This window comes from Herbaspirillum sp. NPDC101397 (genome assembly GCF_044767325.1).
Lineage (GTDB): Bacteria > Pseudomonadota > Gammaproteobacteria > Burkholderiales > Burkholderiaceae_D > Herbaspirillum.
On the sequence record NZ_JBIWNS010000002.1, the window covers coordinates 33329 to 58272 of the forward strand.

Below are 24944 nucleotides of genomic sequence, written 5' to 3' on the forward strand. Positions count from 1 at the left end.
ACAATACGGCTTTTATGCGTTTCGCCAGCCGCCGCAATGTTCAACCCCTCCCAGCATGATGTCCGCCGCTTCTTTTGCGAAGCATTCCGCAAGTATCGCGCCAACGAAATTCTGACTCCTCTCGAAGCCATCGCCCGCGACTGGATCGTCGAGCATCCCGAATACGATGATTCGCTCAAGGACGTCGAGCAGGCGCTGGCCGCCGATTACTCGGTCGAGCAAGGCCACAACCCCTTCCTGCACCTGTCGATGCATCTGTCGATCAGCGAGCAGATTTCCATCGACCAGCCGCCCGGCATTCGCAAGGCTTTCGAAGCGCTGGCGCAGCGCAAGGGCTCGGCCCACGACGCGCATCATGAAATCATGGAATGCCTGGGCGAGATGATCTGGAATTCGCAGCGCAGCGGCCTGCCGCCGGACGGTGCGGCCTATATCGAAAGCATCAAGCGCCGCTGATCTTCCCGTTCTGGCGCAGCGTCCATGAAAAAAGCCACGGCATGCCGTGGCTTTTTACGTTGAGGCCAGGCCTCGACTACCGGTTTTACTTCTCCAGCACCAGCGAACCAGGCAGCTTGTGCAGGTAAGCGGCGATATCCTGGATATCCTTGTCGGTCAGCACCTTGGCCTGACCGGCCATGATGGCGTTGGTGCGGCCGTTCATGCCGTCGTTGCCGCGGCGATACGACACCAGCGCATGCTGCAGGTAATCCTGATGCTGGCCTGCCAGCTTCGGATACGAAGGATCGATCGGGGAATTGAAATCTTTGCCGTGACAGGAAGCGCAGTTGTATTTTTCAACCAGCAGCTTGCCAGATTCGGCATTGCCCGCCGCAGCTGCTTGCAGGGAAACAACGGAGGCAGCGGCGAAAGCTGCCAAGGTCAGGATCTTGTTCATCTCGTGCTTCCCTTATTTTTGCTGTGAGTAGTAAGCAGCCAGTTCAGCGATGTCCTTATCGGACAGGCTGCCGGCGATGCCCTGCATGGACGGATGCTTACGCTCGCCTTTTTGATAGGCCTTCAGCGCGTTCTCGATATATTTTTCAGACTGGCCGCCCAGCATGGGGACCTGGTAGACCTCGGGGAAAGTCGCCTTGTAGCCTGGAATCCCGTGACAGCCGATGCACATCGACACATTGACCTTGCCGGTGTTACCTGCAAGATCGACGGCCGAGGCCGCGCTGGCAACACCCGCGAGAGCGAGCAGTACGAAGAGTTTTTTCATATTGGCAGGGGTAAATAAAATCAACTAAAGCGAAACACATGACTGTTCGAAGCTGGTTTCACAGGTTTGGCTATACATTATTGGCTCAACCAATTTGGCTTATTGGATTACTTGAGCATTCTCGCCCGTCCCCTGCGACGCCAAAAAACCGGTTGATTTTACCCCAACAACGCCGTGAGTCAATCTGTCGCAGCGCTCCAAATTACAACATCCCCCTCTGCGCCCACCCCATATTGCGGTGCTTCACCGCTCCTCTTCGGTCTCCGATTCGCTCGGAACGGGCCTTAAGGCGGCGCTGGCGGCCTTTTCAGGGAATAAAAACGTCCACGGCGAAGCCGCAAAACGTCGCAATACAGCACGAAAAACCACGCGCCGGATGCGCGCCGGGATTTCCCGCGCGCGCAAGGCCAGCGCCATCGCACACAAGAACGCGATGCCGACGTTGAGCGCGCCGATCACCATGATGCCGCTGACGGCCAACCAGAATGCCGGCGTCGACACAATACCCCAGCCAAGACTGGCCCCGGCGGCCACCAGCGTGCCGGTCGCCAGCGTGACGTGGCGCACGTCCAGCGGCAGTCCGAAGAACTCGGCCACCACCGGCCCCATACCGAGCAGCACGCCCAGCGAGACATTGCCGACGATGGCGGCGACATGGCGCTCCAGCCAGATGGCCCAGCGCGCCGCGCGTGCAGCGCCCAGCGCGTGCACCAGCCGGCGCTGATGCGCCAGTGCTTCGCGCAGGCGGCGCAAGGCGAACCAGTTGTCGGCAAATCCCGCCGCCAGGCTCGACAGCCACAGCAGGATGCCGGTCAAGGCTGCGTACAAGGGCGCCGGTCCGACCAGCGACAGGCTGTGCAAGGCCGCGCGGGCTTTTTCCGGCGTCATCAGCGTCGCGCCGGAGGCCAGCAGGAAGCCGGCCGTGATCAGCAGCATCGTCGGGATCACCGCAATCAGGTTGCCGAAAATCGCCGCCGCCTGCGAACGCAGCAGCATGGCGGTCTCGCCGATCAGTGCCCGCAGGCCGTCAACGGTGTCCAGCTCGCCCATCTTGGCCGCCAGCGCCGGTGCAGTCACGGCCGGCTGTTTGGTTGCCAGTACGCCACCCAGGGCGGCAATCAGCAGGAAGCTGAAGGCGTAATTGATTGATGCGAACACGCCCTCGAAGAAATGCGCCAATCCCAGCCTGGCCAGGGCGATCTTGCCCAGCACCGTGAACGCCGTGACCACGCCGCCGATACAGGCGGCCTTGAGCATCGCACGGTAACCGGCGCTGTCGCGCGCGATGTAATGTTCGCCGTGATCGGCGCTGCGTTCGACCATCTTGCGCGCCAGCAGCGCGAAGCTGCGCCGCACCAGGCTGCGCACCGACGAGCGGCTGTGATGGGCGGCGATCAGGTCGGCCAGCAGCAATTGCACGCGACCGGCTCCGCGCCCCGCCTTGGGTTCCCGCCAGGTAGCCGAACGCACGTCGATGAGACGCCCCATGCGCGTCAGTTGGGCGCGCATGCGCTCGATGCGGTAGACCAGGCTGACCGAAACGCCGTATTCATCCAGATGCGCATAAATGCGATCGGTCTGCGCCTGGCACACCGCGATCAGCATGCGCGCGCTGCGCAACGGGCCTTCGTCGTGCGGGCTGGCCCGCAGATAGGCTTCCATTTCGCGTCGCAGGGCCATGAAAGGCGTGGCCTGCAGCGGCATCTTCGGCTCCAGCCGCTGGCGGAACGCCGGGCTGATACCGTCGGCCACCACCACCGTGGTGAGATAAGTCAGCGCCTCTTCAATCTGCTGCCAGTAGGTATGCGAGATGCCGTCGTCGGCTGCCAGCTTCCACAGCCGCTCCTGCAGCTCCTGATCCAGCTCGAGCAACCATTCGGCGTCGTCCGGATCGGGGAACATCGCGGCGAACAAGGTCGGCAACTCGCTGGGCGACAAATGCCGCGGCAGCACCATCTTGAAAGCGCGTTCAGTCAGCTCGGTAAAAAAGGCCGGTTCATGCGGCAAGCCGGTGACCGAGAACAGTTCCGGCCCACTCGCCTCGCGCAGGGTCTTCTGCAGGCAGCCCTGCACCTGGCGGCGAATGTCGCGATGCGCGTCGAGCCAGTCCAGCATGGCGCGCACGCGCTGGTGCTTGACCCGGCGCCAGCCTTCAGCGTCGAGCAGGGAAACCTTGGGTTGATGGCGCACCCATTCGGCGACGTCGATCATCCAGTTGGCGCGGTCATGCCAGGCGGAATCGGGATCGGCGCGGCGCATCAGCACTTCCAGCTGCGGCCCATGTTCGCCGTGGTGTTCGTAACGCGCTTGCAGACCATGGCGGAAACGCCGCCAGATCACGCGCATCTTAAGAAAAAGAAACTTCATGCCTCACTCTGTTTTTATAAGGAAAATCACATGCAGCAGCATCAACGCCGCAGCAAATTCCTCTGATTTCACTATATGGGGACGAAAAGCCCGTTTTCAAGCAAAGCCGGACCGTCTGCGCCGGCAGGTACGCGAGAAGCCTGAATCTTTTTACCTTATACTCGGATTTATTTTCGTCCTGATGACACCCCCGCCATGCGACAAGAAACACGCTTCGAAGGTTCCTCCAGTTACGTCGCCACCGACGACCTGAAACTTGCGGTGAACGCCGCGCTGACCCTGCAACGCCCCTTGCTGATCAAAGGCGAGCCCGGCACCGGCAAAACCATGCTGGCCGAAGAAGTCGCGGCAGCGCTTAACCGGCCATTGCTGCAATGGCACATCAAATCCACCACCAAGGCGCAACAAGGCCTGTATGAGTACGACGCAGTGTCGCGGCTGCGCGATTCGCAGCTCGGCGATGAGCGCGTCAAGGACATCCACAACTACATCCTCAAGGGCGTGCTGTGGCAAGCCTTCACCGCCGACGAGCCGCAGGTGCTGCTGATCGATGAAATCGACAAGGCTGACATCGAGTTCCCCAACGACTTGCTGCGCGAGATCGACCGCATGGAATTCTATGTGTATGAAACCCGCGAAATGGTGCGCGCCAAGCATCGCCCGCTGGTGATCATCACGTCGAACAACGAGAAGGAATTGCCGGACGCCTTTTTGCGCCGCTGCTTCTTCCACTACATCAAGTTCCCCGACAAGGACACCATGCAGCAGATCGTCGACGTGCATTTCCCGCACCTCAAGCGCGATCTGCTGGCGCAGGCGCTGCAGACCTTTTATGAAGTGCGTGACATTCCGGGCCTGAAGAAGAAGCCGTCGACCTCGGAACTGATCGACTGGCTCAAGCTGTTGCTGGCCGAAGACATCCCGACCGAGACCCTGCACAGCAAGGACGGCAAGGCCGCCATCCCGCCGCTGCACGGCGCGCTGCTCAAGAATGAACAGGACGTGCATTTGTTCGAACGCCTGGTGTTCATGTCGCGCAATAATCGATAATTTCGACAGCCCGATCCATTCAGTCACGCAAGGAGTCCGCCATGCAATTCCTGCATCCGATCACGCTCAAAGGCCACTACGCCACGCTCGAGCCGCTGTCGCTCGACCACCACGATGCGCTGATCGCGGCGGCCTCCGACGGCAAGCTGTGGAAGCTCTGGTACACAGCGATTCCCAAACCGGAAAACATGCGCGCCGAAATCGAGCGCCGCCTGCGGCTGCAGGAACAGGGCTCGATGCTGCCCTTCGTCACGCGCCGCCACGACACCGGCGCGCTGTGCGGCATGACCACCTACATGAACGCCGACGCCGTCCATCGCCGCGTCGAAATCGGCTCGACCTGGACCGCCGCCAGCGCCCAGCGCACCGGCATCAACACCGAGTGCAAGCTGATGATGCTGAGCCATGCCTTCGAGACGCTGCACTGCATCGCCGTCGAATTCCGCACCCACTGGATGAACCAGCAATCGCGTGCAGCCATCCTGCGCCTGGGCGCGAAGCAGGACGGCATCCTGCGCAATCATCAACGTGCGCCCGACGGTTCATTGCGCGATACGGTGGTGTTTTCCATCATCGAATCCGAATGGCCGGCAGTCAAACGCCATCTGCAATTCAAGCTCGGACACTGATTCGGATTCAATTATTTCTTCTATGCTGATCGACTTCTTTTTCACGCTCAAGGACGCACGGATCCCGGTCTCCATCAAGGAGTTCCTGATCCTGCTTGAAGCCATGCAAAAGAACGTGATCTCGCCGGACATCGACGACTTCTACTATCTCTCGCGCATTACGCTGGTCAAGGACGAGGCCAATTACGACAAGTTCGACAAGGCCTTCGGCAGCTATTTCAAAGGCATCGAAACCATCTTCGAAAAGAACCCCGAGATCCCGCTCGACTGGCTGATGAAGCGCATGCAGCGCGAACTCACGCCGGAGCAGAAAGCGGCGCTGGAGAAGTTTGGTTATGACAAGCTGATGGATCGCCTCAAGGAGTTGCTCAAGGAGCAGCACGAGCGCCACGAAGGCGGCAACAAATGGATAGGCACCGGCGGCAGTTCGCCCTTCGGCAACAGCGGCTACAACCCGGAAGGCATCCGCATCGGCGGCGAGAGCAAGAACCGCAGCGCGGTCAAGGTGTGGGACGAACGGACCTACAAGGACTACGACAGCGAACGTGAACTCGGCACGCGCAACATCAAGGTGGCGCTGCGCCGCCTGCGCAAGTTTGCACGTGACGGCGCCGAGGAGGAACTGGCGCTCGACGACACCATCCGCGCCACCGCCAACAATGCCGGCTACCTCGACATCCGGATGCAGCCGGAACGGCGCAACAACATCAAGGTGATGATGCTGTTCGACGTCGGCGGTTCGATGGACGACCACATCGCACGCACCGAAGAACTGTTTTCCGCAGCGAAGACGGAATTCAAGAACATGGAGTTTTTCTACTTCCACAACTGCGTCTACGACTACGTATGGAAGAACAACCGCCGACGCCATGCGGAGCGCTTTCCGACCTGGGATCTGCTGCACAAATACTCGCCGGACACCAAACTGATCTTCGTCGGCGACGCCACCATGAGCCCTTACGAGATCGTCCAGCCGGGTGGCTCGGTGGAATACAACAATCCGGAAGCCGGCGCGGTCTGGCTGCAGCGCTTCACCAGCACCTTCGCCAACTTCGCCTGGCTCAATCCGGAACCGGAAGGCCTGTGGCAATACCGCCAATCGATCTCCATCATCCAGCAACTGATGAGCCAGCGCATGTTTCCGCTGACCATCGACGGCTTGGAACGGGCGATGCGCCTGCTCAGCAAGTAGCCAATCTAGGCGGCTACAGGCGTATAACCGGCTTCCTTGATCGCTTCTTCAAACTCGGCTGCTGCGACGCTGCTGTCGATGTTGACGCGCTTCTCGGCAACCTGGACGTCGACCTTGGCGTCGGCGTCGACTTCCTTGACGGCACGCGTAATGGCGCTCGCGCAGTGGTTGCAGGTCATGTCCTGGACGTTGAATGTCAGCATGGTGTTGCTCCTTCGTGATGGAAAGATGTCAGCTTAAACCTTCCCACAAGGAGAAGGTCAAGCACCTCATTGCGTGATATTTCATGAATCATGTCAAAATAGGCCTTGACCTTACCATGATGGGAAGGATCATGCTGAACCCGTGATCAATCCCTCAATGAGCCAAACATGAACTCCGCCACACCCGCCCCAACGCTGCAGGAAGTGACGCTCGCCGTCGAAGGCATGACCTGCGCCTCCTGCGTCGGTCGCGTCGAGAAAGCCTTGCGCGCGATTCCCGCCGTCCATGACGTCAGCGTCAACCTGGCCACCGAACGGGCGACCATCCAGGCTGAACCGGGCGTGCACGCCGACCAGCTGATCGCCGCCGTCAACAAGGCCGGCTACGACGTCAAGCAACAGGAAATCACGCTCGACATCGACGGCATGACTTGCGCATCCTGCGTCGGCCGCGTGGAGAAGGCACTCTACAAAGTAAGCGGCGTCAGCGCCGTCTCGGTCAATCTCGCCACGGAAAAAGCCACGCTGACCACCACCAGCGAAGTCACGGTAGACACGCTGATCGCCGCCATCGACCGCGCCGGGTACTCCGCCAGCCTGCCCGCCGCAACACAGGCAAGCGCACAGAAATCCCCCGCCGCGCCGTCGTGGTGGCCGGTAGCCGCCGGCGCCCTCTTCACCGCGCCGCTGATCCTGCCGATGCTGCTGATGCCGTTCGGCATCGAATGGCAATTGCCCGGTATCTGGCAATTGCTGCTGGCGACGCCGGTGCAGTTCTGGCTCGGCGCCCGCTTCTATCGCGCCGGCTGGCGCGCCGTGAAGGCATACGCCGGCAACATGGACCTGTTGGTCGCGCTCGGCACCAGCGCCGCCTACGGTTTGTCGCTGTATCAGTTATTCAATCAATGGCAAGGCGAATATGCTGGCCATGCCGGACACGGCGCGGTGCATTTCTACTTCGAAGCTTCGGCTGCCGTCATCACCCTGGTGCTGCTCGGCAAATGGCTGGAAACCCGCGCCAAGCGCCAGACCGCCGACGCCATCCGCGCGCTCAATGCATTACGGCCGGACACGGCGACGGTGCGGCGCGACGGCGTCGACAGTGAAGTCGCCTTGTCGGCCATCCGGCTCGGCGACCTGGTCGTGGTGCGTCCCGGCGAACGCGTCGCAGTCGACGGCGTAGTGCGCGAAGGCGCCAGCCATCTGGACGAATCCATGCTCACCGGCGAAAGCCTGCCGATGGAAAAACACGGCGGCGACCACGTCACCGGCGGCGCCATCAACGGCGACGGCTTGTTGCTCATCGAAACCACCGCCGTCGGCGCGGAAACCGTGCTGGCCCGCATCATCCGCATGGTGGAACACGCCCAGGCCGCGAAGGCGCCGATCCAGCGCCTGGTCGATCAGGTCAGCGCGGTGTTCGTGCCGGTGGTGCTGGTGCTGGCCTTGCTAACGCTGCTGGGCTGGGGCCTGATCGCCGGCGACTGGGAGCAGGCTCTGCTCAACGCCGTGGCCGTGCTGGTGATCGCCTGCCCGTGCGCGCTCGGTCTGGCCACGCCGACTGCCATCATGGCCGGCACCGGCGTCGCAGCGCGTTACGGCATCCTGATCAAGGATGCGGAAGCGCTCGAAATCGCCCATGGCATCGGCGTGGTCGCCTTCGACAAGACCGGCACGCTGACCGAAGGAAAACCGGTGCTGGCAGCCATGCATGCGATCGACCACGATGACGACAAGCTGCTCGCTCTCGCCGCCGCATTGCAACGCAACAGCGAACATCCGCTGGCGCATGCCGTGATGGCTGTCGCAGCACAAAAACAAATTGCTCCGGCTGCGGCCGACGACAGCAAAGCCGTCCCCGGTCGTGGCACCCAAGCGCTGATCGGCGATCGCCTGACCTACCTCGGCAGCGCGCGCTGGATGCAGGAACTCGGCGCGACACCCGATCAACACGCGGAACTGGCCGGCATTGCAACGACACTGGAGCAGCAAGGCCGCACGATTTCCTGGTTGGCGCAAAGCGAAGCCGAGGGTAGCAACATCGCCCTGCTCGGCCTGCTGGCCTTCGGCGACACACTCAAGGCCAGCGCGCGGCAAGCCGTGGACAGCCTGCATGCGCTCGGCGTACGCACCGTCATGCTCAGCGGCGATAACCACGGCGCCGCTGCACACGTGGCGCAGCAACTGGGACTCGACGATTTCCGCGCCAACATCCTGCCGGCCGACAAGGCGCAGGCGATCGGCGGATTGCGCAAGGACGGCGCATTGGTCGCCATGGTCGGCGACGGCATCAACGACGCGCCGGCACTGGCTGCGGCCGACGTCGGCATCGCCATGTCGACCGGCACCGACGTCGCCATGCAGGCCGCCGGCATCACGCTCATGCGCGGCGATCCATCGCTGGTGGCGGACGCCATCGACATCTCGCGACGCACTTACGGCAAGATCCGCCAGAACCTGTTCTGGGCATTCATCTACAACATCGTCGGCATTCCGCTGGCAGCATTCGGATTGTTGAATCCGATGATCGCCGGCGCGGCAATGGCGATATCCAGCGTGAGCGTGGTCAGCAATGCGCTACTGCTCAAGCGCTGGAAGCCGCAACAAACCCGCCAATCAGAGGGAGAAAAATCATGAGCATGAATATCGGCGAAGCTGCACAGGCTTCCGGCGTCTCCGCCAAGATGATCCGCCACTACGAAGACATCGGCCTCGTGCCCAAGGTGGCCCGCACCGACGCCGGCTATCGGATCTACGGCGAGCGCGACGTGCACCTGCTGCGTTTCATCCGGCAAGGCCGCGTGCTCGGCTTTTCGATGAAGCAGATCGGCGACCTGATGGGCTTGTGGCTGGACCAGTCGCGCCCGAGCCGCAAGGTCAAGCAACTGGCGAATGATCACATCGTCGAACTCGATATCAAGATACGTGAACTGCAGGCGATGAAATCAACCTTGCAACAACTCGCCCACGATTGTCACGGCGACAGCCGGCCCGATTGCCCCATCCTTGACGCATTGAGTGCGGAGCTTCCGGGTGAACACATCGAAACACATTGATTATCGGATCAGGCCTATGACAAGTACGCTTCCCGACACCATTCGCTGGGGCATCATCGGCTGCGGCGCCGTCACTGAACGCAAAAGCGGTCCTGCCTATCAGCAAACGGCCGGCTTCGCGTTGCATGCCGTGATGCGCCGCGACGCCGCCAAGGCTGCCGACTACGCGCGCCGGCACGGCGTGCCGCGCCACTACGATGACGCCGATGCGCTGATCGCCGATCCGGACATCGACGCCGTCTACATCGCCACGCCGCCCGACACGCACTTGTTCTACGCCCTGAAAGTGGCGGCGGCGAACAAGCCCTGCTGCATCGAGAAACCAATGGCGCCCACGTTCGCCGAATGCAAAACCATCTGCGCGGCATTTGAAAACCGCGGCCTGCCTTTGTTTGTCGCCTATTACCGGCGTTCGCTGCCGCGCTTCGCGCAAGTCAAACGCTGGCTCGACGAAGGCCGCATCGGCGCGCCGCGCAGCGTCAACTGGCAATTCAGCCGAACACCCTCGCCGCTCGACCTGAGCCGCGCTTACAACTGGCGCACGGATGCGGCGATCGCGGCCGGAGGTTACTTCGACGACCTGGCCAGCCACGGCATCGACCTGTTTGCACATTTGCTGGGTGAGGTGGTGCAGGCGGCCGGATGCAGCGCCAATCAGCAGGGATGGTATTCAGCGGCCGATACGGTCAGCGGTGCCTGGCTGCACGCCTCCGGCGTCACCGGCAGCGGCAGCTGGAACTTCGGCAGCTTCGAGCGCTGCGACAAGGTGGAGATCACCGGCAGCCTCGGCAAGATTGCCTTTTCAGTGTTTGAAGAGGCTCCTCTGCAGCTGACTACCGCTGCCGGCGTCGAAGAGGCTGTCATCGCCAATCCCGACAATATCCAGCTGCACCACGTACGCAACATGCACGAGCATCTGCGCGGCAGTGCGGCTCACCCATCAACAGGGCGCACCGCCGCGCGTACCAGCTGGACGCTGGATCGCATTCTGGGAAAAATTTCTTAGAAGGGTTCGACCTTTTTGACGTCGATGGTGGCGTCCTTGCCGAAATGCTTGTCGACCTTGCCGTAGATGCGCACCTGGGTGGTTTCACTGATCGGCGTGGACGGGAAATGCTTGTCGTCGATTTCGATCTCGATCTTGCCGCTGCCGTCCTGGAAGGTGTAATGCTCGTCGCGCAGCTTCGCAATGATGGCGCCGACCAGCACTACATGCGTGTCGTCGGCGGATTTGGCGGCGCTGGCGACGGTCTGGATTGACGGCTTGTGCGAGGGGCCGGTGTATTGCGCGAACGCGGGAATAGCGGTGGCGGTCAATAGCGCCGAAAAGGCGAGCGCGCAGGCGGAGGATTTTTTCATGGCTGTTCCTTGTTTTTCATCTCGGGAGGAACAGGTTGGAAAACTCCATGCAGTATTGGTTCCGGCTTCACCCGTTTGCGGGAGACAACATGTTCACCGCGAGCGGACACGGTATTTGCCCAAGGCGATGCGCTCGCCGTCGACTGCAATCTGTCCGGCATCCGCCAGATATTGCAAACGCGAGCTCCAGAAGACATCCCCTTGCGCATTCCGCGGGTCCACTCGCTCCATCGCTTCACCCACGACCGCCACGGCGCGCTGCCATTCCCGGGAACAGCAAGCCAGCAACAGATCGTCGTGTACGTTCATGGGGCGGCAATGCAGGCGATCATTTTCATCGCACTCGCGCAACATCTCAGGTTGCGCGGCAATCGCTGCGAATTCGCGTGCATACTCGTCCCGCTGCAATGGCGACAATGGCACGGCATGCGCGATGAACTCCCTCAATTGTCCTGGCGGCCATGCCGCCGTCGCATGAACGCCGTCGCGCGCAGGCACCCGGACCGTCAGCAAGGCATGGTGAAGTCCGGACAGCCGATGACAGGCCATCCGGAGGAACACCTGTTCCGACCCGCTTCCGCTATGCCAGACGCATATCCTGGAAGAAGCCGCGGCGGCCAGCGTCGATTTCATCTCATGCCATGGCGCGAAACAATCAGGCGCTTCCTTCAGCCATTCTTCGCTGTATCCTCGCCCCATGTCGCGCCAGAAAGCGCCTCGTTCATTGCCATCCTCCAACGGACCCAGACTGTAATCGTCCCCGGCGCAAAACACGCGCGCGTCCGGGAATGCGATGCGCAGTGCGTTGGCGGTGCTGTCAAAACTGACCAAGTGAAATTCCATCATGAACGCCTTTCGTTTCAATAAGCATCACTCCCGAAACAACATGCCCGGGAGGAAAATCATTGGAACAGGCTTGGCTGTCTGCGTTCGTCGTAAAAATTCTGGAAACGGCGCTTAGCGCCGCAGGCAAGGAGGAGCAATGCGGCCAGCGGCGTTTTGTCAGCGACTCTTAATGACAACCGCTGCCGTGGCTCCCGAGATTGACCGGCTTGCTGTCGTCGCTCATGTTGGCCAGGCCTTGCAGGATGCCGCAATCGCGCGTCGCCTGCGCCGTGTCGCATTGCGCGCGCAGGCCTTTCAACTGCACCTGCAGCTTCTTCAGTTCGGCAATGCGCTGCGCGACATGGCCGATGTGCTTGTCGAGCAAGGCATTGACCTCGCCGCAGTTTTCCTCGGGCGCATCACGGAATTGCAACAGGCTGCGCACCTCGTCGAGCGTCATGTCAAGGGAACGGCAATGGCGGATGAATTGCAGCCGTTCAACATGCGTGTCGCCGTACAGGCGGTAATTGCCCTGTGAGCGCGTGGGCGCAGGCAGCAAGGCCTCGCGCTCGTAGTAGCGGATGGTTTCAACCGGGCAATCGGTGCGCGCCGCCAGTTCGCCTATCTTCAGTGCATCCATGCTTTCTCCAGAACAACCAGCCTGCAAGCAAGGTTATAAAAGGCTTGACCTTGTAGCTGGTTCAGGGTTTTTAATATACAGCAAGCCTAGGGCCTGCTATCAAGTAATTTGCGAATGCGAACGCGCGGCAGGCGTTGACTGCCTAGGCGCAGCGACGCGACGTAGCGGCACTACGGCAAGGAGCTGCAACAACGGCAGGCGACGCCTGCAGCCGTTCCCGAAGGGTTTCAACCAGAAGGCGCTGGCGGCGTTGCATGGCTTGCAGGTGGGCCCACCACCTGCTACGCCACGCGCCTTGCCAACACGCCTTCTGGTTGAAACGCATCTCGCAAATTACTTGATAACAGGCCCTCATCTCGCTTGTCAGGAGCACGCATGTCGAATTGCTGTAACCACGATCACGACCACAATCATGGCAAGAAAGCCGGCCATGTCCACGATCACGACCATAATCATGGCAAGAAAGCCGGCCATGTCCACGATCACGACCATGAGCATGCGCACGATCACGCAGCATCGTCGGCGGACAACGCCAAACCGGCCGGCCTCGCCGACGCCGAAGAAGCCGTGTTCTTCATCCAGAAGATGGACTGCCCCACCGAAGAAAAGCTGATCCGCGAACGCCTGGCCAACATGGACGGCATCGCCGCCATGCAGTTCAACCTGATCCAGCGCGAACTGACGGTGCAGCATCGCCTGCCTTCGGTCGAGCCCATCGTCAAGACGCTGGCAGCACTCGACATGCTGCCCAAGGTCAAGAGCGACACACTCGATGCCGAGGCCGGCAGCGATGATGATCACAGCGCATCGTATGCGATTCCCGCGCGTAAATGGCTGATGGTCGGCGTCGCCGGTGTGGCGGCTCTAGCTGCCGAAGTGGTGGCCTGGAATAGCGGCGATGACGGCTCGCTGACGGTGATTGCGCTGGCGTTGTTTGCGATTGCGGTCGGCGGTCTCGACACGCTCAAGAAGGGCTGGATCGCGCTGCGCCACCTGTCGTTGAACATGAACTTCCTGATGTCGCTGGCCGTGATCGGCGCCGCCATCATCGGCCAGTGGCCGGAGGCTGCGGTCGTCATCGTGCTGTTCACGCTGGCCGAGATGATCGAGTCGCTGTCGCTGGACCGGGCACGCAACGCCATCGCCGGACTGATGGCAATGTCGCCCGACAAGGCTACCGTGCTGCAGGACGGCGCCTGGATCGAGGTCGCGGCGAAACAGGTGGCATTGAACACCGAAGTGCGCGTCAAGCCGGGCGAGCGCATCCCGCTCGACGGCGTGGTCACGCAAGGACAGCCGGCGATCAACCAGGCGCCGATCACCGGCGAAAGCATGCCGGTCGCCAAGCAAATCGGCGAGCAGGTCTTTGCCGGCACCATCAACGGCAACAGCGCCTTCGACTATCGCGTCACGGCACTCCAAAGCGAATCGACGCTGTCGCGCATCGTCAAAAGCGTGCAGCAGGCGCAAGGCCAGCGTGCGCCGACGCAACGCTTCGTCGACCAGTTTGCGCGTTATTACATTCCTGCGGTCGTCATAGTTGCGGCACTGGTGGCGATCGTGCCGCCGCTGTTGCTGGGTGCGGCTTTCTATCCATGGCTCTACAAGGCGCTGGTGCTGCTGGTGATCGCCTGCCCTTGCGCGCTGGTGATTTCCACGCCGGTGACCATCGTCAGCGGACTGGCCGCAGCGGCGCGCCACGGCATCCTGATCAAGGGCGGCGTATATCTGGAGCAGGGACGGCAGATCAAGGCGCTGGCGCTCGACAAGACCGGCACCATCACGCACGGCAAGCCGGTTGTGACCGATGTGCAGTTGCTGTCGGACGGCGACCAGGTCCTGGCATTGCAGCAGGCCGCCAGCCTGGCGCTGCGCTCGGACCATCCGGTGTCGGCGGCGATTGCCGCGTACTGGAAGCAGCAGCAACAGCAAGGCGCTGCGGACGAGGTCACCGACTTCGAAGCATTGAGCGGTCGCGGCGTCAAGGGACGCATCGGCGATAGTGAATTCCTTCTCGGCAATCACCGTCTGGTGCATGAAATGGGCATGTGCAGTCCGGAGCTGGAAGCACGTCTGCAGGTACTGGAAAAACAAGGCAAGACCACCACCATCCTGTGCCGGGACGGCCGTGTGCAATTGCTGCTGGCGGTCGCCGACACGGTGCGTGACAGCAGCCGCGACGCCATCGCCCAGTTGAAGCAACTCGGTGTCAGCGTCACCATGCTGACCGGCGACAACGCGCACACTGCGCGCGCCATCGCCGACATCGTGCAGCTCGACGATGCGCGCGGCGACCAGCTTCCTGAAGACAAATTGACGGCAATCGGCGAGCTGATCGACCGGCACGGTTACGTCGGCATGGTCGGCGACGGCATCAACGACGCGCCGGCCTTGGCGCGCGCGCAGATCGGTTTCGCCATGGGTGCGGCCGGCACCGACACCGCGCTGGAAACCGCCGACGTCGCCCTGATGGACGACGACCTGCGCAAGATTCCCGACTTCATCCGCCTGAGCAAAAAGACCCACAGCGTGCTGATGCAAAACATCACGATTGCGCTCGGCATCAAGGCGGTCTTCCTGGCGCTCGCGCTGGCCGGCGAAAGCTCGCTGTGGATGGCGGTATTCGCCGACATGGGTGCGAGCCTGATCGTGGTGTTCAACGGCTTGCGATTGGTGCGCTCTCTGTAGAAATCCTCACCACACCGGCTGCGCCGACCCGAGCGGCGCAGCCGGCCTGTCCCAGGCCATCGCCGTTCCACCCACCGTCACTGCACCGCGCACACGTTGCGCCGGCCCCCAGAAAGTCTGTTCGATCGCCGGCGCCAGATCGCCGGCGTTTTCCGCTGCCAGCGCCGCATCAACCTGATTGCCCGATCCCGTCACCAGCAACTGCGCCATGCGCGCCAGCGACGTGCGTACCTCGCTCCCCTTGCCGGTTTTCAAACGCTGCGTCAATCCACGGATCGCCGCTGTCGCCATCAGGTAACCGGTGGCGTGGTCCAGCGCCTGCACCGGCAACGGCGTCGGCTTGTCGCGGCCGAGGCGGCGCATGCCGGCTTCGGCGATGCCGCTGCTCATCTGCACCAGGCTGTCGAAACCGCGCCGCGTTTTCCACGGACCGCTCCAGCCGTAAGCGTCGAGGCTGACGTCCACCAATGCGGGATTGACGCGGCGACGATTGGCGGCGTCGAAACCCATGCCGGCCAGCGCATCGGAACGATAGCCGTGCACCAGCACGTCGGCCTGTGCCAGCAATTGGGTGAAGATTTCCTGCCCCTGCGACGTGCGCAGATCGAGCCGAGCGCAACGCTTGCCCGGCACGAGGTCGGGCACCACGCCCGGCTCGTCCCAGCTGGGCGGGTCGAGCCGCAGCACGTCGGCGCCAAAGCCGGCCATGAAGCGCGTCGCGCTCGGCCCCGCCAATACACGCGTCAGGTCGAGCACGCGAATCCCTTGCAAGGGACGTTGCGGATTGACAGGCCAGCCGGGCTTCGCGCTCGCGGGCGCATCGGCGACGTGCAGCAGCGGTTCGGCGTTGACGGCGACTCCCTGCGGATGAACCCGCCATTCCTCCATGGTCCGCATTCTGGCGGCGCACCCGCCTTGCGCGACGACGGCGGCTTCCAGCTCCTCGGCGTTCCATTGCGCCACGGCATGGGCGACGGCGGTCCGGTCGACCGGCGCCTTCAGCACCGCCAACGCCGCCGCACGATGATGCGGTGCGTTGGTGTGCAGGCGTATCCAGCCGTCGGCCGTCCGGTAGTCGCCGGCAACCGCATCCCACAAGGGCGGCGCTTCCCAGCCTTGCGGCCGCAGCGAGGTGCCGAACCAGAACGAGGCCAGCCGGCGGTCGACCGCCACTTCCCGTTCAGCGCCGCCGACGGCTTGCACCAGCTCCGCAACCGCCAGGCCGGCGGCCCCGACGGACCCCGCCGCCAGATCGGTCACTGCGAAGACCGACGGCAGACTACCCTCGCCGCTCATGCGGACTTGTTCAAGGAAAGCCGACTCGCCCTGCGCGGCCAGCCAGATCTCGCGCAGGAAAGCCTGCGTGCTTGGGTGTGATTGAGCAGACATCATGACCTTTCATCGGAAGATTGGTGAAGATGACTGAAGCATATTCCGCTCGTTTTAATTGTCAATATTGATTAATATAATCAACATAACTCTCTACCGGAACGACTATGCCCACCTACCTCAGCTCCGCCGAAGCCGCTGCTGCGCTCGGCGTTTCGCGCCAGACCCTGTATGCCTACGTCAGCCGCGGCCTGCTCAGCGCGCAGCCGGACGGCACTGCGCGTGAAAGCCGTTACCTGGAAGAAGAAGTCACACGCCTTGCGACCCAGCGCACGCGCGGACGCAAGCCGAAGGAAGTCGCCAAGGCCACGCTCAACTGGGGCTTGCCGGTGCTGGAATCGGCCATCACGCTGATCGAAGACGGCCGGCTCTACTATCGCGGCCGCGACGCCGTCGCCCTGGCCCAATCGGAGTCCGTAGAAGACCTCGCCGCACTGCTGTGGAACGCCGAAGTACGGCAAGCATTCGGCCCCGGCGAGGTGGCGGCTCATCCCGCTTACGCCGGTTTGCTCAAACATTTCGCCGGACGCCGCGCGGAAGAATCGCTGCTGCCGTTGTTCACCGTCGCCAGCGATGACGCCGCCACCGCGCAATGGCAAACCTCGCCCGAGCGCACCGCCGAAGGCAGCGGCGCGCTGATGCGCCTGCTCGCCGCCTGCCTGCTCGGCACGCGACCATCGGCAGCGCCCATCCACGAACAATGCGCCAAGGTGTGGAAGCTGGATGCGCACGGCGCGGCACTGGTGCGCATGGCGCTGGTGCTGTGCGCCGATCACGAACTCAACGCCTCGAGTTTCACCGCACGCTGCGTGGCGTCCACCGGCACCAGCCTGCGCGCCGCGGTGATCGCCGGACTGGCGGCACTGACCGGCGGCAAGCATGGTGGGACCACGGCGCGCGTGGAAGCCTTGCTGGATGAAATCGGTGAGCATGATGTCGCTCCCGGACTGCAACGGCGTCTGGCGCGCGGCGACGACTTGCCCGGCTTCGGTCATCATCTCTATCCGGACGGCGACGTGCGCGCCAACGCCTTGCTGGCGGAAGTGTTGCCCCATCATCCGGCATGGGGCGACATCATCGCCGCGACCCGCGGCCTGATCGGCCAGCATCCGTCGGTGGACTTTGCGCTGGTGGCGCTGCGCCGTCATCTGCAATTACCGGTGGGCGCCGCCTTCGGCCTGTTCGCGCTCGGACGCGGCATGGGCTGGATAGCGCAGGCGCTGGAGCAGCGCGCAAGCGGCGAACTGATCCGGCCGCGTGCGGCATACACCGGCCCGCGGCCGATTCCGCTTACTGCCGGTCTCGCAAAATAACGAGGCCCTTTTCCGGCAGTGCTACACTACGGCCCATGACTTCGCGCGTAAAAATCCTCCTGCTCTGGCTACTGGCCTTTGCGATTCCCGTCCAGGGATTCGCTGCCGCCGTGCAGGCCGGTTGCGCGCCATCACATCCGATGCAGATGTCGGCGATGGTTGCACCTGCTGCGGCCGATGCACATCATCACGCTGGTCATGACATGCACGACGTCAACACGCAAGCCGACACCGATCATCCGTCTCACACTCAGCATCAGCACAAGGCTTCCTCGGCCTCGTGCAGCTCCTGCAGCGTCTGCACCATCGGCGCGGTCCTGCCGCTGGCGCTCGACAAGCTCATCATCCTGCCTGTATCGGCAGACATCCACGTCGCCGACACCCCGCACGGCTTCGTCGGCTATACGCCGGAAAATCCTGAACGTCCCCCTTCACTGTCCGTGTAACCACTGAAGCTGCACCGGCGTAAGCCGCCTGCAGCTTCCTGCAACCGTTCCGGCGCGTGATCCTGATTGTGCGCCGGCAAACTTGTCGTTTGCACGAGGCTTACATGAATGCATTTCCCTTCTTGCGCAGATTTTTGCGTCCACTCGCGCCGCCGCTGCTTGCCGTCTTTCTTGCGGGCTGTGCGAGTTTCAGCGACGACGGCGGTTTCAACACCGTCAACCAGGCCGCACAACAGCGGCTCAACAAAGAAACCAGTTGGACGCGATCCGAACAGGACGCCGACAACGTCGCCCGCCGCGTCCGCACCATGCTGGCACGACCGCTGGCCGTCGACGACGCGGTACAGATCGCGCTGATCAACAACCGCGAATTGCAGGCGTCCTACAGCGAACTCGGCATCGCCGAGGCCGACCTGGTGCAGGCCGGACGGCTGCCCAATCCAGGCTTCAGTTTCGGGCGAACGCACAGCGGCGACGAGATCAAGATCGAGCGTAGCCTGTCGCTGTCGGTGATGCGTCTGCTGACCATGCCCGCCGCATCGCGCATCGAGGCGCGACGCTTCGAGCAGACCAAACTGAAGGTTGCCGACGTCATGCTGCGCACCGCCGCGCAGACACGCAAGGCTTACTACCAGAGCATCGCGGCGACGCAGACCGTGCTTTATCTGGAGCAGGTGAAGCAAGCCGCCGAAGTCGCTCATGAACTCGCCGCGCGCATGGCGAAGAAAGGCAACTTCTCGCAACTCGACGCCGCGCGCGAGCAGGCCTTCTACCTCGACACCTCGGCCCGGCTGACGCGCGCACGCACGCAAGTGGTACAGGAACGCGAGAACCTGATACGCCTGCTTGGACTGCGCCGGCAAGACGGCGAACTGCAATTACCGCAACGCCTGCCCGATCTTCCCAAGCAGCCGGTCACCCTGGCCGACAGTGAACACGTCGCGATGGAACAACGGCTCGACGTGCAATCGGCGAAGCTGGAAGTCGCCGCGCTACAAACCTCGCTCGGCCTCAGCAAAGCCACCCGCTTCATCAACGTGCTCGACCTCGGCTACGTGCGCAATTCGGAAACCGGCAAGGCCGCCGAAGTCGGTTACCAGGCCAGCATCGACATCCCGCTGTTCGACTGGGGCGGCGCGCGCGTGGCCAAGGCCGAAGCGATCTACATGCAGGCGGCGCACCGGCTCGCCGCCACCGCCGTGCAGGCGCAGTCGGAAGTACGCGTCGCCTATGCCGCGCAGCAGCACGCCTACACTCTGGCGCGCCAATACCGCGACGACGTGGTGCCGCTGCGCAAGCGCATCTCCGACGAATACCTGCTGCGTTACAACGGCATGCTGATGAGCGTGTTCGAACTACTCGCCGATGCGCGCGAACAAGCCGAGGCCGTCAATGCCGCCATCGAGGCATCACGCGACTACTGGATCGCCGACAGCGACCTGCAGCTGGCGCTGGGAGGGCGGAGCGCTCCTGCACCAAACATTATCGAAGGAACAAAACATGACTGACGCCGCCAACAAACTGAGCCGTCGCGCCTTCCTGCAAGGGTCTGCGCTGGCGGTGGGCGCCACCGCCGTCACGCGCATCGGCGCCGCCTCGCTGCCCGAAGCCGCCGTGCAAACCAGCGCCGCTACACAAGCGCCGCTGACGCCGCCCAACGGCCGCCCCTATCATCCCGTCGTCACGCTCAACGGCTGGTCGCTGCCCTGGCGCATGAACAACGGCGTCAAGGAATTCCACCTGGTCGCCGAACCGGTGGTGCGTGAAATAGCCCCCGGCATGAAAGCCAACCTGTGGGGCTACAACGGCCAAAGTCCCGGCCCCACCATCGAAGTCGTGGAAGGCGACCGCGTGCGCATCTTCGTCACCAACAAGCTGCCGGAACACACCTCGGTGCACTGGCACGGCCAACGCCTGCCCAACGGCATGGACGGCGTCACCGGCCTGACCCAGCCGGGCATCCCGCCGGGCAAGACCTTCGTCTACGAATTCACGGCGCGCCGGGCGGGCACCTTCATGTACCACCCGCATGCCGATGAAATGGTGCAGATGGCGATGGGCATGATGGGCTTCTGGATCACGCATCCCAAGGACCCGAACTTCATGCGCGTGGACCGCGATTTCGTCTTCCTCCTGAACGCCTACGACATCGAACCGGGTGCGGCCACGCCCAAGGTCAACACCATGCTCGACTTCAATCTGTGGACCTGGAACAGCCGCGCCTTCCCCGGCATCGACGCGCTGCCGGTGCGACAGAACGACCGCGTGCGCATCCGCGTCGGCAACCTGACCATGACCAATCATCCTATCCATTTGCATGGTCACGAATTCGTCGTCACCGGCACCGACGGCGGCTGGACGCCGCCCGCTTCACGCTGGCCTGAAGTCAGCGCCGACATCGCCGTCGGCCAGATGCGCGCCATCGAATTCGACGCCACCGAAGAAGGCGACTGGGCGCTCCATTGCCACAAGTCGCACCACACCATGAACGCCATGGGCCACGGCGTGCCGACCATGATCGGCGTCGAACAGACCGACCTCGCCAGGAAGATCAACCGCCTCATCCCTGATTACATGGTGATGGGCGACAAAGGCGGCTCCATGGGCGACATGGAGATGCCGCTGCCCGACAACACGCTACCGATGATGGGCGGTGCCGGACCTTACGGATCGCTGGAAATGGGCGGCATGTTCAGCGTCGTCAAAGTGCGCAAGAACCTGGCGCGCAACGACTATCGCGACCCCGGCTGGTACCAGGCTCCGCCCGGTACGGTCGCCTACGAATGGCGCGGCGCCGACCAACCTGCCGCTGCGGCGCCCGGTCCGAAAAACCAAGCCGACGACAACACCGTCAACGTGATTCGCCGTCCACACCAACATTAATCAAGGAGTTACACCATGCACCATCGCCATTTCTTCGCAGCACTCAGCATCGCCATTGTCGGCGGCAGCGCCTCTGCCCAATCCATGCAATCCACCCACCATCACGACGCCCATGCCGACGGCGGCATCGGACAACCCGGCATAGAGGCGAACGTCACCCGCACCGTCAAAGTCGACATGCGCGACAACATGCGTTTCACCCCCGATGCCATCCGGGTCAAGGCCGGCGACACCATCCGATTCATCGTCACCAACAGCGGCAAGATCCGGCACGAAATGGTGTTCGGCAGCGATGCCCAACTGAAGGCGCATTACGCCGCCATGTTGAAGAATCCGGAAATGGAACACGCCGACGACAACCAGATCACACTCGCGCCCGGCAAGAGCGGCGAACTGCTCTGGCAATTCAGCCAGGCAGGCACCGTCAATTTCGCCTGCCTGCAGCCGGGACATTACGATGCCGGCATGAAAGGCAGCGTGACCGTGGCCGGCACTGCGCACAAACATTGACCAACGTTGAAAGGATGATCATGAAACACCTTAATTTCTTCGCCCCGCTGCTGGCGCGGCTTGCGCTGACGGCAGCCCTGGGCGCATCCCTCTGCGCAGCGGCGCAGCAAGCTCCGGCTGCGTCAGGAGATTCCCCGCCGCAGGTTGCCGGCGAAGTCCGCAAAGTCGATGCCGAAGCCGGCAAGATCACCCTGCGTCATGGCGACATCCCCAACCTGGAGATGCCGCCCATGACCATGGTGTTCCGTGTGGCCTCGCCGGACTTCCTGAGCCGGGTCAAAGCCGGCGATCAGGTGCTGTTCTCCGCTGAAAAGAGAAATGGCGCGCTGACGGTCACCGCCATCGAGGTCAAGCCGGACCAGTAAGACTCCCGACAGAAAATCGGGCTATCATCTTCCCTCTGACAAGGGGGCCGGCGACCGCATCAATGCGGTCGCCGCTCCACCATAACAACGACTGGAGACCGTATGAGCCCCCACATCATCGACACCACGCCCGAGGCATACAGCTATCCGCTGCTGATCAAGCAATTGCTTCACTCCTCCATGGCGACCGCGCCCGACCAGGAAATCGTCTACGGCATCGACAACCAGCGCCGCCACACCTACGCCGACCTCAACGTGCGCATCCAGCGCCTCGGCAACATGCTGCGCGAACTCGGCCTCCAGCGCGGCAACACCGTCGCCGTGATGGACTGGGACAGCCATCGCTATCTCGAATGCTTCTTCGCCGTGCCGATGCTGGGCTGCGTGCTGCAGACCGTCAACGTGCGCCTGTCGCCGGAGCAGATCGCCTACACGCTCAACCATGCGCAGGCCGACGTGCTGCTGGTGAATTCGGATTTCCTGCCCGTCCTCAAACAAATTCGCGGCGAGCTCAAGACGCTCACGCGCTGCGTGCTGATCACCGACGACGGCACGCCGGCGCCGCGCGGTCCCGGCTTCGCGGGCGAGTACGAAGAACTGCTGGCGCAGGCGTCGCCGACCTGCGAGTTCCCCGACTTCGACGAGAACGCGCGCGCCACCACCTTCTACACCACCGGCACCACCGGCCTGCCCAAGGGCGTCTACTTCAGCCATCGGCAGCTGGTGCTGCACACGCTGGCGGTCACGGCCGGCCTGGCGCTGGCGCCGCAGCAAGGACGCCTGCATCGCGACGACGTCTACATGCCGCTCACGCCGATGTTCCACGTGCATGCCTGGGGTCTGCCCTACGTCGCCACGATGGCCGGGCTCAAACAGGTTTATCCGGGTCGCTACGTGCCCGACACCATTCTCAAACTGATCGATACGGAGAAGGTCACCTTCTCGCATTGCGTGCCGACGATCCTGCACATGGTGCTGAGCGCGCCGGCAGCAAAAGACGTCGATCTGTCGAACTGGAAAATGATCATCGGCGGCTCGGCCATGACCAGTGCGCTGGCGCAGGCGGCGCGCGAACGCGGCATCGACGTTTTCACCGGCTACGGCATGTCGGAGACCTGCCCTATCCTTTCGCTGGCGCACGTACCCACCGCCGAACTCGGCACCGGACAAGACGTTGCCACACGCGTGAAGACCGGCCGCCCGATACCGCTGGTGGCGCTGCGCACGGTCGACGCCAACATGAACGACTGCCCGCACGACGGCAAGAGCACCGGCGAAGTGGTGGTGCGCGCGCCCTGGCTCACGCAAGGCTACCTGCACAATCCGGAGGCGTCGCAAGGCCTGTGGGAAGGCGGCTGGCTGCACACGCAGGACATCGGCAACGTCGACGCGCGCGGCTACCTGCAGGTCACCGACCGCATCAAGGATGTGATCAAGACCGGCGGCGAATGGGTGTCATCACTGGAGATCGAAGAAATCATCGCGCGTCACCCCGCCGTGGCGGAGATCGCGGTGATCGGCGTGAAGGATGCCAAATGGGGCGAACGCCCGGTGGCGCTGGTGGTGCTCAAGGCTGACCAGGCCGGCAAGATCGATGCCGACGACATCCGCAAACTGGTGCTGGCAGCCGCCGACGACGGCGTGATTTCAAAATACGGCGTGCCGGACCGCATCGAGTTCGTGAAAGAACTGGCGCGCACCAGCGTCGGCAAGCTCAACAAGCGCGTGATGCGCGAGCAATATCCGTCCTGATCAACTGATGTGATTGAAAAGCAGGACGTTCAGAACAAATTCAGTCGTCCTGCGACATCACGCGGTTTTTTCCGCCCTGCTTGGCCTTGTAGAGACGTTTGTCCGCCAGGCGAATCAGGTCGCTCTGGGTCTGCTCTTCCTTCGGAATCACGGTCGCCGCGCCAACGCTGACGGTGACCCATTCGCCGGTGGTCGAATGCGCATGCCCGATGTGCAAGGCTTCCACCATCTCGCGCAATTTTTCGCCGGCAGCGCGCGCGCCTTCGGCATCGGTGCCCGGCAGGATAACCGCGAACTCTTCGCCGCCGTAGCGTGCGCTGAGGTCGGATGAACGCACCGCGCTGGCTTCCATCGCCCGCGCGACGTTCTTGAGTACCTGGTCACCGGCGACGTGGCCGTAGTTGTCGTTGTACAGCTTGAAGTTGTCGACGTCGATCAGCAGCAGTGAAATCTCTTGCTGCACGCGCTTGGCGCGCTTCCATTCCGCATTCAGGTAATCATCGAAATAGCGCCGGTTGGCGATACTGGTCAGGCCGTCGGTATTGGTCAGGCGCTGCAGTTCGAAATTGCTCTTCTGCAGCTGCTGCTGGCTCTCGCGCAGGGCGCGGTAGGCTGCGTCGCGTTGCAACTGGTTGTTGTACGAGCGCGAGTGGTAGCGGATGCGCGCGATCAGTTCGATCGTGTCCGGCAGCTTCACCATGTAATCGTTGACGCCGGTGGCGAAGGCATCGCGCTTGACCAGCGCGTCTTCCTTGCTCGACAGCACGATGATCGGAATATCCATCGTCAGCGGATTGCTGCGGTACTGCTTCACCAGCGTGAGGCCGTCGACGCCGGGCATCACCAGATCCTGCAGGATCACGGTGGGCTGCGTCTTTTCGGCAATGCCCTGGGCTTCTTCAGCGCGCGAGCAGAAATGGAAATCGATGTCGGATTCGGTCAACAACGCACGCCGGATCGCTTCACCGACCATGGCCTGGTCATCGACCAGCAGCACCATGATCTTGTAGTCGGCCGGCGGCAGTTGTATGCCGAGGTCGCTGTCGTTACTATCA

Annotated in this window: 24 protein-coding genes; 15 read left to right on the forward strand and 9 right to left on the reverse strand. The window is 62.7% G+C overall.

Translation table 11 applies throughout. The features are described 5' to 3' along the window. The first annotated feature begins 36 nt into the window (after positions 1-36). The gene (locus ACIROW_RS04905; protein WP_402272566.1) at positions 37-456 is read left to right on the forward strand and encodes a DUF1841 family protein; all 420 of its coding nucleotides are present in this window, start codon (positions 37-39) and stop codon (positions 454-456) included. An 85-nt stretch (positions 457-541) separates the two neighbouring features. On the opposite strand, the gene ACIROW_RS04910 is transcribed toward ACIROW_RS04905, so the two are convergent. From ACIROW_RS04910 to ACIROW_RS04920, 3 genes are all read right to left on the reverse strand, one after another. Beyond that, positions 542-895: a cytochrome c gene (locus tag ACIROW_RS04910; protein ID WP_265214495.1), complete on the reverse strand. Its 354-nt coding sequence runs from the start codon at positions 893-895 to the stop codon at positions 542-544. Between the two features lie 12 nt (positions 896-907). Beyond that, positions 908-1222, reverse strand: a complete 315-nt coding sequence (locus tag ACIROW_RS04915) for a cytochrome c (protein WP_053198566.1) — start codon at positions 1220-1222, stop codon at positions 908-910. Between the two features lie 243 nt (positions 1223-1465). Next, on the reverse strand, positions 1466-3589 hold the full coding sequence (locus ACIROW_RS04920; protein WP_402272570.1) for a site-specific recombinase: 2124 nt from the start codon (positions 3587-3589) through the stop codon (positions 1466-1468). A gap of 195 nt (positions 3590-3784) precedes the next feature. On the opposite strand from ACIROW_RS04920, the gene ACIROW_RS04925 reads away from it, so the two are divergent. From ACIROW_RS04925 to ACIROW_RS04935, 3 genes are read left to right on the forward strand one after another with little or no spacing between them, the layout of a single operon-like run. Further along, positions 3785-4639, forward strand: a complete 855-nt coding sequence (locus tag ACIROW_RS04925) for an AAA family ATPase (RefSeq protein ID WP_402272572.1) — start codon at positions 3785-3787, stop codon at positions 4637-4639. Positions 4640-4680: 41 nt separating this feature from the next. Further along, positions 4681-5268 carry a GNAT family N-acetyltransferase gene (locus ACIROW_RS04930; protein ID WP_402272574.1) on the forward strand — a complete coding sequence of 196 codons (588 nt, stop codon included), beginning with the start codon at positions 4681-4683 and terminating at the stop codon, positions 5266-5268. Between the two features lie 22 nt (positions 5269-5290). Then, entirely contained in the window at positions 5291-6460 is a 1170-nt protein-coding gene (locus ACIROW_RS04935) for a VWA domain-containing protein (protein WP_402272576.1), read from the forward strand. A gap of 5 nt (positions 6461-6465) precedes the next feature. Here the strand turns inward: ACIROW_RS04935 and ACIROW_RS04940 are convergent, their stop codons facing one another. Beyond that, a complete protein-coding gene (locus tag ACIROW_RS04940; protein WP_402272578.1) occupies positions 6466-6663 on the reverse strand; it encodes a heavy-metal-associated domain-containing protein in 198 nt (65 codons plus the stop codon). Between the two features lie 168 nt (positions 6664-6831). Between ACIROW_RS04940 and ACIROW_RS04945 the strand changes: the two genes are divergently transcribed. From ACIROW_RS04945 to ACIROW_RS04955, 3 genes are read left to right on the forward strand one after another with little or no spacing between them, the layout of a single operon-like run. Then, positions 6832-9300 carry a heavy metal translocating P-type ATPase gene (locus ACIROW_RS04945; RefSeq protein WP_402272580.1) on the forward strand — a complete coding sequence of 823 codons (2469 nt, stop codon included), beginning with the start codon at positions 6832-6834 and terminating at the stop codon, positions 9298-9300. Between the two features lie 2 nt (positions 9301-9302). After that, positions 9303-9719: a Cu(I)-responsive transcriptional regulator gene (gene cueR / locus ACIROW_RS04950; protein ID WP_402273801.1), complete on the forward strand. Its 417-nt coding sequence runs from the start codon at positions 9303-9305 to the stop codon at positions 9717-9719. A gap of 16 nt (positions 9720-9735) precedes the next feature. Then, positions 9736-10725, forward strand: a complete 990-nt coding sequence (locus ACIROW_RS04955) for a Gfo/Idh/MocA family protein (protein ID WP_402272582.1) — start codon at positions 9736-9738, stop codon at positions 10723-10725. On the opposite strand, the gene ACIROW_RS04960 is transcribed toward ACIROW_RS04955, so the two are convergent. From ACIROW_RS04960 to cadR, 3 genes are all read right to left on the reverse strand, one after another. Then, positions 10722-11078, reverse strand: a complete 357-nt coding sequence (locus ACIROW_RS04960) for a NirD/YgiW/YdeI family stress tolerance protein (protein ID WP_402272584.1) — start codon at positions 11076-11078, stop codon at positions 10722-10724. The genes ACIROW_RS04955 and ACIROW_RS04960 overlap by 4 nt on opposite strands. A 93-nt stretch (positions 11079-11171) precedes the next feature. After that, on the reverse strand, positions 11172-11924 hold the full coding sequence (locus ACIROW_RS04965; RefSeq protein WP_402272586.1) for a DUF3658 domain-containing protein: 753 nt from the start codon (positions 11922-11924) through the stop codon (positions 11172-11174). Positions 11925-12090: 166 nt separating this feature from the next. After that, positions 12091-12543: a Cd(II)/Pb(II)-responsive transcriptional regulator gene (gene cadR / locus ACIROW_RS04970; protein WP_402272588.1), complete on the reverse strand. Its 453-nt coding sequence runs from the start codon at positions 12541-12543 to the stop codon at positions 12091-12093. A gap of 375 nt (positions 12544-12918) precedes the next feature. Between cadR and ACIROW_RS04975 the strand changes: the two genes are divergently transcribed. Then, positions 12919-15231 carry a heavy metal translocating P-type ATPase gene (locus tag ACIROW_RS04975; protein WP_402272590.1) on the forward strand — a complete coding sequence of 771 codons (2313 nt, stop codon included), beginning with the start codon at positions 12919-12921 and terminating at the stop codon, positions 15229-15231. Between the two features lie 6 nt (positions 15232-15237). Here ACIROW_RS04975 and ACIROW_RS04980 read toward each other — a convergent pair whose 3' ends face one another. Next, positions 15238-16623 carry a CoA transferase gene (locus ACIROW_RS04980; protein WP_402272592.1) on the reverse strand — a complete coding sequence of 462 codons (1386 nt, stop codon included), beginning with the start codon at positions 16621-16623 and terminating at the stop codon, positions 15238-15240. A gap of 104 nt (positions 16624-16727) precedes the next feature. Here ACIROW_RS04980 and ACIROW_RS04985 point away from each other — a divergent pair, with 104 nt between their 5' ends. The 7 genes from ACIROW_RS04985 (at position 16728) to ACIROW_RS05015 (ending at position 23889) form a co-directional block, all read left to right on the forward strand. Next, positions 16728-17933 (forward strand): citrate synthase, encoded by a 1206-nt coding sequence (locus ACIROW_RS04985; RefSeq protein ID WP_402272594.1) that lies wholly within the window; start codon positions 16728-16730, stop codon positions 17931-17933. 35 nt (positions 17934-17968) lie between these two features. Further along, positions 17969-18379, forward strand: a complete 411-nt coding sequence (locus ACIROW_RS04990; RefSeq protein WP_402272596.1) for a hypothetical protein — start codon at positions 17969-17971, stop codon at positions 18377-18379. Between the two features lie 104 nt (positions 18380-18483). Then, complete coding sequence (locus ACIROW_RS04995; protein ID WP_402272599.1) at positions 18484-19887, forward strand: TolC family protein; 1404 nt, start codon at positions 18484-18486, stop codon at positions 19885-19887. Further along, positions 19880-21262 carry a multicopper oxidase family protein gene (locus tag ACIROW_RS05000; protein WP_402272601.1) on the forward strand — a complete coding sequence of 461 codons (1383 nt, stop codon included), beginning with the start codon at positions 19880-19882 and terminating at the stop codon, positions 21260-21262. The genes ACIROW_RS04995 and ACIROW_RS05000 overlap by 8 nt, the downstream gene beginning before the upstream one ends. A gap of 15 nt (positions 21263-21277) precedes the next feature. Next, the gene (locus ACIROW_RS05005) at positions 21278-21772 is read left to right on the forward strand and encodes a plastocyanin/azurin family copper-binding protein (RefSeq protein WP_402272603.1); all 495 of its coding nucleotides are present in this window, start codon (positions 21278-21280) and stop codon (positions 21770-21772) included. A gap of 20 nt (positions 21773-21792) precedes the next feature. After that, positions 21793-22137, forward strand: a complete 345-nt coding sequence (locus ACIROW_RS05010; RefSeq protein ID WP_402272605.1) for a copper-binding protein — start codon at positions 21793-21795, stop codon at positions 22135-22137. 102 nt (positions 22138-22239) lie between these two features. Beyond that, a complete protein-coding gene (locus ACIROW_RS05015; RefSeq protein ID WP_402272607.1) occupies positions 22240-23889 on the forward strand; it encodes a fatty acid--CoA ligase in 1650 nt (549 codons plus the stop codon). Between the two features lie 40 nt (positions 23890-23929). Here the strand turns inward: ACIROW_RS05015 and ACIROW_RS05020 are convergent, their stop codons facing one another. Continuing rightward, positions 23930-24889 carry a diguanylate cyclase gene (locus ACIROW_RS05020; RefSeq protein ID WP_402273803.1) on the reverse strand — a complete coding sequence of 320 codons (960 nt, stop codon included), beginning with the start codon at positions 24887-24889 and terminating at the stop codon, positions 23930-23932. Positions 24890-24944: the final 55 nt, after the last annotated feature.